Consider the following 12,170-nt stretch of genomic DNA (forward strand, 5'->3'; position numbering starts at 1 on the left):
AGTATAAACTATAAAATTAAACGAGGAGGTGAGGAGCATGTCAAATTCTGACTCGGTTCCGTTACCCATATACTTCAAATCAAAAATATATGATGTAGGCAGGAAACGATTTGTTCCTCCCTCTATATTTATCACGATGTAGCGTTTATAAAGCGCGAGACACTTTCACAGTAAAGTGGATAAATTGAGAAACAAAGCGTTTCTTCCTATGTTGTAAAGGAGGAGACGATAATATGTTATATGCAAACAAAACTGTGGGTAACACGTCATATAAACTAAGTAAAAAATCAATAAAAGAACAAACAATGCTCCAAAAAAATAAAGATTTATTAATTGAAATTGCAACAAGAGATGTCAAATCTGTATTTGCATATTTTAAAACAACAAGAGACGGACTATCAATGAAAGAGGCACAAAAACGTATTCAAGTATATGGCCGAAATGAACTAACTTCCAAAAGAGCACTTCTTACAGAAGTCATGATGAAGCTTGGTGGCATGATTCCAGGTTTTTCAAAACAACGTGTGTGTGATGAATTACAACGTGAAACGATTACTGTATCTAGAGTAGAATGTTCTAGTAGTACAGGGCTAAATAGTGAACTGAAAATGATGGAGATACCAGTGCGAGAACTTGTACCTGGAGATATGATTTTTCTTTCGGCTGGAGATGCTGTGCCAGCTGATGTACGTATTATTTATGCAGATGACTTATTAGTGAATGAGTCTGTGTTAACGGGAAACGAAGCGAATATAGAGAAGTTTGAGAGCTGCTATCACCTTGAACGTAAACGATTTATTCCATTAAAACGGATGAAAGATTATAATCCACTTGAGCTTGAAAATGTATGTTTTAAAGGTTCGTATATCGTTAGTGGAAATGCAAAAGCTGTCGTTGTTTCTACTGGGAAAAATACGTATTCAGGCATATTGCATACTTGTTGTAGTAGAACGTCTTAATGTGTTAATGATGCTAAATATACAAAAACAATGTATAATAGACAAAGTTGAGCAAAAACGTAGAATGGTAATCTATTTATATAACCTTACGTGATAACGTAAGGTTATTATTTTTTTAATAGGAGAGGAATTATGAAAAAAGTATTATTAGTTGATGGTATGGCACTATTATTTCGTGCTTTTTACGCAACAAGTGTCTACGGACAATTTATGAAAAGACAAGATGGAACCCCTACGAACGGGATTCATGGTTATATGAAACACTTATTAACAGCTACGCAAGCGATCGAACCAACACATATCGTTACATGCTGGGATATGGGAAGTACGACATTTAGAACAGAATCGTTCTCGAATTATAAAGCAAATCGTGCAGCGCCACCAGAAGAATTAATTCCTCAATTCGATTTAGTGCAAGAAATGACTGCGAAATTATCCATTCCAGTTATCGGTATGAAAGGCTACGAAGCGGATGATTGTATCGGTACGCTTGCAAAACAATACTGCAATGAAGCTGAAGTTTATATTTTAACAGGTGATACAGATTTACTTCAACTTGTTGATAAGAACGTTACAGTTATGCTTCTGCGTAAAGGAATTGGAAATTACGAATATTACACACCGGAGAAAATCATGGAAGAAAAAGGTGTAGAGCCGTGGCAAATCGTCCATGCAAAAGCTTTCATGGGAGATACAAGTGATAATTATCCAGGTGTAAAAGGTATCGGTGAAAAAACAGCGTATAAGCTTATTCAAGAGCACGGAACAGTATCCGCTGTACTAGAAAATGTAGAATCATTAACAAAAGCGCAGCGTACGAAGATTGAAAGTGATTTAGAGAACTTAAATATTTCGTTACAATTAGCCCAAATTCACTGTGAAGTTCCAATTTCATGTTCACTAGAAGAAGGATTACACACAATGGATGCAGAAAAAATTAGATTTGTTTGTGAAGAAATGAATTGGGGAAGACCTGAAATATTAATAAATATGCTATAAATAGCTTGGAAAGAAGGATGTTGCATAAGTCGAACTTTGACTTGGTAACACCTTCTTTTTGTTTTTGTAAACAGTATTATAGTAAATAAAATTATGTCGAACTCAATTTTAAATATATAAATGTTTCGACAAAATATAATGAAGTAAATTAATTGCAATATAGTTTTAGATAGTCTCTTTTTGCGTGTTCACAAAGTTGTCAGAAAATAAATAGAATTTTCATATGAAGTTCAAATAGAATTCACAACAATCAATTATTATAAGAACACACAGATAATTCTTTATCTTTTATATAAACCATCCCCCAAGGAGGACAATGAAAATGAGAAAAAAAGTGAGAAAATCTTTTAAACAATTATTAATTGAAAATAAACAATCACTATTAAATAATAAAGAAAATATGAAAGAAATTGAAGAGAGAATTGAGAAACGACATGTAGCATATAGTGGTGCCAGTAATTAAATAAAATAAAAAAGATAGCCTATGTAGGCTATCTTTTTTATTTTATATTGAAAAAACGCTATTCAGCTCTTTAATTTTGTAAATATGCAAGATATTTTTATAGTGTTTTTCTATCAATATTACTCATTTTTCGAGGTTGAAATTGGTATATACCAATTTTTAGGATTCGCTATTCATAATATTACAAAAAATGTTACAATACACTCAAATTTATACTATAAAATCATTTTAATATGAAAAATTGGAATGAAAAGAAAGGAGAGGAATATGAATAAAGATGTCGCTTTGAAATGATTATTATCATTTCATTAGGAGTTGATGTAAAAAGATGAAGAGATACGAGGAATTGGATTCTATAAGAGGGATTTCTTCATTAATAGTAATGATCGGTCATCATTTAATGATTTTTTTAGCATTTCAAAATTACAGTTATGGAGATAATAAACCATTTGTTGTGTACCTATTAAAAGAAACGCCTGCTCGTCTTATTTTTAGTAGTGGTAACGAATCTGTTATTATCTTTTTTGTTTTGAGCGGATTTGTTTTGTACGAATCTATTCAAAAAAACTATAGTAGTTATGGGGCATACCTTTTAAAACGTATATGCAGAATATATATTCCCTATATTGTAGCACTAATTATAGCTATTATATGCCAGGCTACAATTAGTGAATATGGTATTTCTTATTTAAGTGAATGGTTTAATCGCTCATGGACGATTGAAAGCTCTTCAAGCTTAATAGCGCAACATATTTTATTGGTTGGGAAATACAATACAGATGCATATAACGGTGTGATTTGGTCACTTGTCCATGAAATGCGAATATCAATAATTTTTCCGTTAATTTTGATGATTTGTTTACGAAAAACGTTGAGGTGTTCATTACTATTATTGTTTAGTTTAAGTATATGTTCTGTTGTAATATTATTTTTGTTTCGTTCGGGCTTAACATTGACAAGCTATGCATTAACAGTGCATTACACGGTGCTGTTTTTACTAGGAGCACTAGTTGCGAAGTATAAAAACAATTTAATAGTTTTTTATAGTAATTGTACTAAAAACACGAAAATTGCATGGTTTTTATTTGCGATTTTACTTTTTATGTATGAAGGACTTATTGGAGAAATTAAAGTGCTCAATAATTTTATATTTCGAGACTACGTAGTGGCGATAAGTGCAAGTCTATTTGTCATATTAAGTTTGTCAATATCAACTTTGTCGTCCTTGCTACGTAATAAATACTTGTTATATTTGGGGAAGATTTCTTACAGTCTTTATTTATACCATATTATATCGTTGTTCTCCCTTATATACATGCTCCATGAAATATTACCATTGCCTATTATTTTAATTTTTTCACTTGTTTTTTCGTTTATACTTGCAATACTTTCGTATGTATATGTAGAAAAGTTTGCATTCAGAGTCGGAAACTATGTAACAAAACAAGTGGACAGAAAGAAGAGAGAGTTATCTGTAAAGAGTGACTTGCAGGATGTTATTCAGAAAAGGGCGGTGAAATAATTGAAGCAAGAAATGAGTATAAAAGATTTTCAACAATTATTGAAAAGAAGATTCGTAACGATTATTTTAACGATGTGTTGTTTAACCGCTTCTTTAGTTCTTATCTCAATGTATGTTCTAAAGCCGTCATATCAATATTCAACGCAAATTCTTGTTGGGAATTTAGATGAGTTTAATAAGGAAAATTCAACAAATAAAACACAAGAAAATAAGCAACTAGTAACATCGTATGTTGATATTTTAAAAAGCCCATTAATTATTTCAACAGTCAAAAAAACTTTGAAATTAGAGCAATCAAGTCATGAATTAGCACAAAAAATCTCGGTTGTGAATACGGATAACTCACAAATTGTAACTGTTACAGTAAAAAATTCCAATCCGAAAGTCGTGAAAGACATTGTAAAGACATTGGCAGAGCAATCACAACAAAGTTTTCAACAGTACACAAATGTACAAGGTGTGAAAGTGTTGACGGATCCTGAGTTACAGGAACAGGCTGAAAAATTGTTTCCAAAATTTCAACTAATCATTCCTATTTCTTTAATTGTTAGTTTTTTTGTTGGGGTAGGTTTAGCTGTATTTCGAGATTATTTTGATGAACGTATATACACGGAACAAGATTTAGAGAAAATAACAACAGTCTCTGTTATTGGTCACATAAATATGAAACCGAATAGAAAAAAGAAACCTACAGAGGTTGATAAACAATCATCTATATATCGAGGTGAACATGTTGATGTTTAGGACAAAGAAACAGCTGCCATTCGATCTGCATGATGATCTGATGAAAGAACAGTTTTATACGGTGTATCACGAGCTAAAAAAATCTGGAAAACAACTGTTCACAGTTAGTTCAACGAAGGACAGAGGGGTTGTTGCCTCGCTTATAGTAAATATGGGTCTAGTGTTTGCGGAAATGAAGAAAAAGGTGTTACTTATTGATGTGAATTTTTCTGATCCTAAATTACATGTATTATTACAAAGTGATCACATGATAACAGTAAACGATATAATAAGCTCTTCCCCCTGCAATTATGAATCTTTTTCTAGTAATTTGTCTAAATACTTATATTGTATTCCTGCAAAAAAAACAGTACACACAGGGACCCCCTTAGTTGCTATGGATGAATTTGATAATGCGATTGCTAAGTGGAAAGAAGATTTTGATTACATTTTCTTTTATTCTTCTGAAGTATTTGATCTTCCTGCTACGCACATTATTGCAGGGAAATGCGATGGAGTGGTCTTAGCAGTTAAAAAGCGAAAAGATTCACTACGTACAGTGCAAAAAGTAATAGCGGATATAAAGAGGAAAGAATGTGAATTAATAGGTATAATTTTATATTCTTGAATGTGGGGGTAACGATCCATGATTCGTGAAACAAATCAAGCCAAGTTGTATACGATTCCGGCTCAAGAAAAGCCTAGTATATTGAATCGAAGTGTAAAACGCTTGTTTGATATTATATTTTCAATCATATTGTTACTATTAACAATACCAATTATGTTGTTCTTTTGTATTATGATTACTTTAGAAACATCAGGTGCTCCATTTTACTTTCAAGAACGTTTAGGTATAAACGGGAAGAAGTTTAATGTATTTAAATTAAGGTCGATGGTAAAGGATGCTGAAATGAACGGACCACAATGGGCAAAAGAACATGATCAAAGAATTACAAAAGTTGGATTGTTTATAAGAAAAACGAGAATTGATGAATTACCGCAACTTTTAAATATTTTAAGAGGAGATATGTCTTTTGTAGGCCCTAGACCAGAGAGAGAGTTTTTTTATAATGAGTTTGATGCGTATATTCCAGAGTTTAAGGAACGTTTAATAGTAAAACCAGGATTAACAGGATGGGCACAAATAAATGGAGGGTATAATCTTGATCCAAAGGAAAAGTTGAGGCTGGATATGGAGTATATTGAAATGAAAACATTTCGGATGGACATCCGTATTTTATGTAAAACCGTTTTAATTGTATTGAATGGTAATGGTGCAAGATAAATATATATGTAAACAAACAACATATGTAAGTAGGTTACTTGCAAAGGAGAACTGGTATGGGTAGATCTATTCTAAACAATATTATCCATCTATTTTATAGTACGATTTTAGCTAACCTTCTTCAGGCCGTCAGTTTAATTGTTTTAGCAAACTTTTTTAACACACAACATTATGGGATGTTTAGTGTTGCCATAGCAGTGACGTTTGTTATGTTATTTTTTACAGACTTAGGACTTAGTAATACGTTTCTTCGAGAAGGGGCAAAGGATGGAGCAGATTTAGAGCAGATTTTATCATCGTATATAAAAATAAGGATGATTCTACTTATTTTTATTTCTATCATCGGTTATATTGCTATTCATTATATGTATGCGGATAAAAATTTAATTTATATGATGATAAACGTAATGTTTTTCATGTTAATAGGATTAACTTGGCAAAACATAGGGGTTGCCTATTTTCAACTGACGGAACGAATGAAGTATATAGCGCTCATAAAAGTTGTATCAGCATCAGTTGTCATTATAATTACATGTTTTTGTATTTTCGGAGAGTTACCGGTGTATGTAACAGCTCGCTTATATGCTTTTGGGTATATGATCGGTGGTGTATTCAGTATATATATCATGAGAAGAAAGACGAAAATGAATATGAAAGTCGTAATTCATAAAGCGTTATTTTGGCAATTAACTCCCTTTATTATTAGCGGTTTTTTAATAATGAGTACGCCACAATTAGCGCCTATCTTGCTTAACTATACATTGCCATTAAGTATGGTAGGTGTTTTTGCAGTGGCGTACCGGATGCCGGCAGCTTTATATCAAGTACCAGGGGTAATTGCAGGTGCATTTTTTCCAGTGCTCTTTAAGCATTATAACCAGAATAATTTAGAAGCGCATACGAAATTAAATTTGCTTCAAATTAAATCAATGGCGATTGTAGGAATATGTATGACGATTGGTTTATATCATTTAGCACCATACTTTATTTCTATATTTTTTCATGAAGAATGGAGCAATGCAGTAGAACCACTCCAAATATTATCATTTCTTATTGTGCTACAAAGTTTAAATATTGCCATTGCTGACGGTTTAACGACGAGTGGATGCCAAAATAAGAGAACTGTTGTGCAGTGTGTAGCATTGGTGATAGGTGGGGTTATGCTTTATAGCTTTAGTAGTCTTGGTGGAGTGATAGGAGCGGCATACGCTATGGTTTTATTTGAAATTGTCGCTTTAGTGGGATATATAGCGGTAAGTGTAGTGAAGAAAAAAATTGTATTCCAAATTGTAATGCCGTATACAATTTATTTTGGTGTAACCTTTATTGGAGTGCAATATATATTGCATACATATCATTTAATTGCGCTTGTTCTTAATATACTAATTGTAGTAGCTGCCATATTCCTATATGATTATGAGCTAAAAAAACTTCTTCTTTCTTTTATAAGAAAAATACGCAAAAAGGATTATATTACGAAACAGGGGATATAGCCTATGGAAAATAGTATGAAAGTATCGATGGGATGGATTATTCTTCTAATATTATTTGTTATGTTAAGTAAATACAATTTATATATTGGATTTTCATTGAAAATATATATGATTTTTTTAGTCATATATTTTTGTTTAACAATTAAAAACTTTCATATTCAAAAGTTATATTTTCATGAAGTTATATTTTTACTGTTTTATTTCATTTATTGTTTAAGTGGAATTCTTTCTATGTATTTAAATGCTAGTATTCGTATGATTTTTGGCGTGCTACTCGTTTTAGGATGCTATTTTATAATGAGGAATTTATTGGGGAATACTGAAATAGTGGTACTTGAATCATCTATTGCTTATGTAGGAGTAGTATTTAATATTGTAAGTCTAATACTCTATATAATCGGTTTACAATACTTTAGTTTATACGGTGGAGAAGAGAGAGAAATTTTTGCTGGTTTATTAGTTGATAGAGGATATCCACGGTTAATTGGATTGCTAGATGATCCTAACATTTTTATTTTCTATAATACAATATTTTTTATGTACTATATAACTAATTTACAAAATATCACTAACATCCTAGGGTTAATTTTATGTGTTACGACGAGTCTATTAACCTTTTCAAGGGGTGGTATATTAGCGCTTGTGCTTGTCGTTTTTGTATATATATGTATGTCTAGTTTCGCTAAAAAAATAAAAATAATTATGAGTTTAGTATTGTTTAGTGTAGTTATTTTTAGTTTATCGAATAGTGTAATGGGGGGGCAATTAGATGACATATTAAATAAACGAATCTCTGATTTTTTCCATGATAATGGAAGTGGTAGATTTACATTATGGGAAGCTGCTTTTAAATATTATTTATCCAATCCATATATCGGAATCGGTGCTTTTAACTTTTCGAATTATTATGAGTATCAATTTAATGAAAAATTGTATGTACACAATACATTTTTAGAAATTTTGTCTGAATCGGGTACAATTGGTTTTCTTCTATATAGCGCGTTTTTATTCATATTAATATTCAAGCTAGCGCAGCATACTTTGTTTCGTGAAAAACCATACCTTCTATTGACTATGATTGCATTTTTATTTCAGATGATGTCATTGTCACTCATTATTAACGAAGCGTTCTTTTTATTTTTAGCAGTTGTTGTGAAGTATATTTCAATATATGAAGGAAGGGGAAAGATAGATGGTAAAATGTCTATCAGCACATAACGAGCCGCCTTATGTTTCTGTAATAACACCTTCTTATAATAGTATACGATTTATAGGTGAGACAATTTTATCTGTACAGAATCAATCGTATGAAAACTGGGAAATGATTATCGTTGATGACGGTTCAACCGACCAATCTGCGGAAAAAATTAAAGAGATAATAGAAGGAGACTCACGAATTAGATTATTATCATTAAAAGAAAATGTTGGTGCTGCTAAAGCTCGGAATTTAGCGATCCAAGAGGCAAGAGGAAGGTATATTGCCTTTTTAGATAGTGATGATATATGGTTGCCGCATAAATTGAAGACACAATTGTTATTTATGGAAGAAATGAATATTGCTTTTTCATATGCGTCGTATAGTTTAATTGATGAAAATGGTAATGAACTAAATCGCGAAGTGAGTGTACCAAAATCTGTTGACTATCATTATTTAGTAGGAAATACAATTATCGGGTGTTTAACAGTGATGATTGATCGTGAAAAAATTCCGTATGTAGAAATGCCTAGTATACAGCCGGAAGATACAGCGTTATGGCTGAACTTATTACATAAAGGGTATGAAGCAAAAGGGATACAGCAAGTGTTAGCAAAATATAGAATTGTTACAAATTCTGTTTCTAGAAATAAAATTAGAGCAGCTTTCCGGTATTGGAAATTGTTAAGGGAACAAGAAAGACTGAATTCGGTACAAATTTTTTACTATTTCAGCAAGTATGCTTATCATGCTTATAAAAAAAATAAAATCAATGTAGTTGGGAAGACGCAATTATGAATATACTGTTGATGACAGATAAATTGATAACTGGCGGAGCCGAGAGCTATTTCTGTAAATTGGAAAGTAATTTGCGTTATGAGGATTTTAAGATTTATACAGCTGCAGGTGATGGAGAACTATATGAATCTCTTACTAGAAAAGAAAATTTCATCTTACTTAGTCGATGGAATCATTTGAGGAATATTTATTATTTACGAAACGAAATTTGTAAACGAAAGATAGAACTTATTCATGCAAATAGTTTGCGAATGGTATTATATGCTTTGCTACTTCAAAAGTTTATTAAAAAAAAGATGAAAATTGTTTATACGAAACATAATGTAACGATATTAGAAAAGAAAATGCCAACGCTTTTTCGTTATTTCATGAATAAATATGTAAACAATATTATTACAGTAAGTGAGTTTGAAAAGAATAATTTAATTTCAATTCATGTAGCAGAAGAAAAAATAAATACAATTTATAACGGTGTCGATATTGAAAAGTTTTTATTCCAGCAGAAAAAGAAAGAATCTACATATAAAATAGGGATATTAGCTAGATTATCCAAAGAGAAAAACCATCTACTATTTGTCAAAATTGCAAATGTGTTGAAAAAGAGAAATGATTTTATGTTTTATATTGCTGGTGATGGACCAGAGAAAGAACCGATTATGAAAGAAATAGAAAAATATGGATTGCAACAGAGTGTAAAGATGCTAGGAAATATTTCTGAGCCGCATGAGTTTATAGGGAATATGGATGCCTTACTTTTATTATCTTTTCGTGAAGTGTTTCCAATGGTAGTAATTGAAGCAATGGCTACAGGGACACCAATAGTTTCAATAGATGTTGGTGGAATACATGAAGCAGTAATAGATGGAGAATCAGGTGTTTTGATATCTGAATATTGCGAATATGAATTCGCGAGTGCGCTTGAGGAACTACAAGGGAATGAAGAAAAGGTAATTGCTATTAGACTAAAAGCACGAGAGAAAGCAATGATGTATTTCTCGTTAACTAAAATGATAGAGGAAACGAAAAATATATATGAATTAAACAAATGACCGGGTAGGTCGTTTGTTTTTTTTATTATAGAAACTTTTAAGAGACAACTCACATATTATATGAAAAAGGTAATATGAGGAGTGAATTTATTTTGTCACAATATATTTCTTCCCAAGAAGATTGTGTGCCAGAAAGTAGCGTTCACATTAATTGTTTTGGCGCAGTTCCAAACTCGGGAAATGATAGCTCATTAGCAATTCAGCAAGCTATTGATTATTGTGTAGCGAATCGAATTTCGACGGTTAGAATTACCGGGGTAAATACGTACAAAATTGTAAAGCCGATTGTTATTAAATCAAACGTAAGATTAGAGTTAGATCCTACCGTAACGCTGCAAATTGATGGAGATTTTAATGCATTTGAGCTACAAAGTAACGCTTCGATAGTTGGTGGTACTCTTCAAGTTATAAATCCATTGTTTCAATCTGTTGTTATTTATGTTTCTGGTTCACAACAAATCGAAGTACCTAATCAATCTGTTATATCAAATATAAATATAGTAAATGCAACCCCATCGTATAAAGGAAAAGCTATACATTTTTATTGTCAAAAGGCATGGGATTTTATTAGTTTCTTTCAAGTTAAATTTATTCAAATTAAAAACTTTCAAACTGCAATACATTTGAAGACAGAATATATAAATGATATCAATACACCTTGTTGGATTAACGCCAATGTATTTCAATCTATATTTATTGATGGATGTGTGTATGGGATTGAAGTAGATGGAAATAGTGATTTACCAAATGAAAGTTCAGGAAATACGTTTCATGATATTCAAGTACAATGTAGACAACAAACGAAAAAAGTAATTCGTTGCTCAGGTGCGTATAATACATTTGATTGTATGATCTGGGATACGTACCGGATGAGTAGTGAACAAATTGTCATTGAATTTTCTTCTAATTCTCATCGTAACTACCTTTTTTCAAATCTGCTTTCGACAACTATTGTAGATAAAGGGCAATATAATGTTTGTAAGTCTACCTATGAAGAATCTCTTCGAATTCAGTTACCGATTACGTTAAATAAACCTCACTTAATAGGCAATCAAGATGATATATTAGTAAATGCTCAGCAAAAGTATATTGTTAAGCAAGTAAGTGGGAAAGTACCGTACGGTGGAAATCTAGCAAATTGCTTTAATTTAATAGATGAACAAAGTGTAAACTATATTGACGTTCCAGATAGTAATCCAGTTGTTATTGAACTGGATTTTACGAAAAAACCAATACAAATGTTAAATTGTTTCGGAATGTATTTTGGATGGGGAGAGAGTCCAAAAAAAATTAAAATTGAATATGCATTAAGCGCAACTGGAAATTGGGTTATCGCATCGGATGTTCCATTAAATGTAGGCGATACAATTATATCGAATATGAAGGCGAATCAACTATATAAAGTAAGAATTACATTAAGTGGTTATTCTCAAGATCATAAGCGTTTTCGAATTAATCGTATCTTTGCAAGATCTTCTCTGGAAAACGGGAATGCTTGGTTAGCGACAACTGGTGGCAGAATGTTTGGAGATATTGAAATAGAGGCAAGTAAAGGTATAATCATGAAGACTGCTAGTGGAGCGAAATGGAAAGTTACTATTAATGAAGCTGGTCAACTTATTACGACTAAAATAACTTGAGAGGGTGTTTAAGTGTATATTCTTAGACAAGTTACAACGTAGTG

At 31.6% G+C, this 12,170-nt stretch carries 12 protein-coding genes; all 12 read left to right on the forward strand.

Annotated features, from left to right (window positions below):
- The first annotated feature begins 233 nt into the window (after positions 1–233).
- The 12 genes from BAQ53_RS07690 to BAQ53_RS07745 all read left to right on the forward strand — a co-directional run bounded on the left by BAQ53_RS07690 (position 234) and on the right by BAQ53_RS07745 (position 12,126).
- Positions 234–959, forward strand: coding sequence for a P-type ATPase actuator domain-containing protein (locus tag BAQ53_RS07690; RefSeq protein WP_000964954.1), 726 nt, complete (start codon positions 234–236; stop codon positions 957–959).
- A 132-nt stretch (positions 960–1,091) separates the two neighbouring features.
- Positions 1,092–1,958, forward strand: coding sequence for a 5'-3' exonuclease (locus BAQ53_RS07695; RefSeq protein ID WP_000757070.1), 867 nt, complete (start codon positions 1,092–1,094; stop codon positions 1,956–1,958).
- Between the two features lie 322 nt (positions 1,959–2,280).
- Positions 2,281–2,421, forward strand: a complete 141-nt coding sequence (locus BAQ53_RS07700; RefSeq protein ID WP_001228048.1) for an FbpB family small basic protein — start codon at positions 2,281–2,283, stop codon at positions 2,419–2,421.
- Between the two features lie 328 nt (positions 2,422–2,749).
- Positions 2,750–3,943, forward strand: coding sequence for an acyltransferase family protein (locus BAQ53_RS07705; protein ID WP_000833038.1), 1,194 nt, complete (start codon positions 2,750–2,752; stop codon positions 3,941–3,943).
- Positions 3,944–4,687: a YveK family protein gene (locus tag BAQ53_RS07710; RefSeq protein ID WP_000807052.1), complete on the forward strand. Its 744-nt coding sequence runs from the start codon at positions 3,944–3,946 to the stop codon at positions 4,685–4,687. It abuts the gene before it with no gap.
- Positions 4,674–5,294, forward strand: coding sequence for a CpsD/CapB family tyrosine-protein kinase (locus BAQ53_RS07715; protein WP_002163913.1), 621 nt, complete (start codon positions 4,674–4,676; stop codon positions 5,292–5,294). The genes BAQ53_RS07710 and BAQ53_RS07715 overlap by 14 nt, the downstream gene beginning before the upstream one ends.
- 18 nt (positions 5,295–5,312) lie before the next feature.
- Positions 5,313–5,951 (forward strand): sugar transferase, encoded by a 639-nt coding sequence (locus tag BAQ53_RS07720; protein WP_000617641.1) that lies wholly within the window; start codon positions 5,313–5,315, stop codon positions 5,949–5,951.
- A 56-nt stretch (positions 5,952–6,007) separates the two neighbouring features.
- Positions 6,008–7,444: an oligosaccharide flippase family protein gene (locus tag BAQ53_RS07725; protein ID WP_000533737.1), complete on the forward strand. Its 1,437-nt coding sequence runs from the start codon at positions 6,008–6,010 to the stop codon at positions 7,442–7,444.
- A 3-nt stretch (positions 7,445–7,447) separates the two neighbouring features.
- Complete coding sequence (locus BAQ53_RS07730; RefSeq protein WP_208906672.1) at positions 7,448–8,662, forward strand: O-antigen ligase family protein; 1,215 nt, start codon at positions 7,448–7,450, stop codon at positions 8,660–8,662.
- Positions 8,637–9,437 carry a glycosyltransferase family 2 protein gene (locus tag BAQ53_RS07735; protein ID WP_000237679.1) on the forward strand — a complete coding sequence of 267 codons (801 nt, stop codon included), beginning with the start codon at positions 8,637–8,639 and terminating at the stop codon, positions 9,435–9,437. The genes BAQ53_RS07730 and BAQ53_RS07735 overlap by 26 nt, the downstream gene beginning before the upstream one ends.
- The gene (locus tag BAQ53_RS07740; RefSeq protein ID WP_001023712.1) at positions 9,434–10,486 is read left to right on the forward strand and encodes a glycosyltransferase family 4 protein; all 1,053 of its coding nucleotides are present in this window, start codon (positions 9,434–9,436) and stop codon (positions 10,484–10,486) included. The genes BAQ53_RS07735 and BAQ53_RS07740 overlap by 4 nt, the downstream gene beginning before the upstream one ends.
- Before the next feature lie 92 nt (positions 10,487–10,578).
- Positions 10,579–12,126, forward strand: coding sequence for a glycoside hydrolase family protein (locus tag BAQ53_RS07745; RefSeq protein WP_000084977.1), 1,548 nt, complete (start codon positions 10,579–10,581; stop codon positions 12,124–12,126).
- The last annotated feature ends 44 nt before the right edge of the window (positions 12,127–12,170 follow it).

The sequence above is a fragment of the Bacillus sp. B25(2016b) genome, assembly GCF_001679765.1.
Lineage (GTDB): Bacteria > Bacillota > Bacilli > Bacillales > Bacillaceae_G > Bacillus_A > Bacillus_A thuringiensis_K.

Coding starts and splice junctions, on each gene's coding strand:
- BAQ53_RS07740 (WP_001023712.1), top strand. CDS start 9,434: ATGAATATACTGTTGATGACAGATAAATTGATAACTGGCGGAGCCGAG.
- BAQ53_RS07690 (WP_000964954.1), top strand. CDS start 234: ATGTTATATGCAAACAAAACTGTGGGTAACACGTCATATAAACTAAGT.
- BAQ53_RS07735 (WP_000237679.1), top strand. CDS start 8,637: ATGGTAAAATGTCTATCAGCACATAACGAGCCGCCTTATGTTTCTGTA.
- BAQ53_RS07725 (WP_000533737.1), top strand. CDS start 6,008: ATGGGTAGATCTATTCTAAACAATATTATCCATCTATTTTATAGTACG.
- BAQ53_RS07705 (WP_000833038.1), top strand. CDS start 2,750: ATGAAGAGATACGAGGAATTGGATTCTATAAGAGGGATTTCTTCATTA.
- BAQ53_RS07695 (WP_000757070.1), top strand. CDS start 1,092: ATGAAAAAAGTATTATTAGTTGATGGTATGGCACTATTATTTCGTGCT.
- BAQ53_RS07730 (WP_208906672.1), top strand. CDS start 7,448: ATGGAAAATAGTATGAAAGTATCGATGGGATGGATTATTCTTCTAATA.
- BAQ53_RS07720 (WP_000617641.1), top strand. CDS start 5,313: ATGATTCGTGAAACAAATCAAGCCAAGTTGTATACGATTCCGGCTCAA.
- BAQ53_RS07715 (WP_002163913.1), top strand. CDS start 4,674: ATGTTGATGTTTAGGACAAAGAAACAGCTGCCATTCGATCTGCATGAT.
- BAQ53_RS07700 (WP_001228048.1), top strand. CDS start 2,281: ATGAGAAAAAAAGTGAGAAAATCTTTTAAACAATTATTAATTGAAAAT.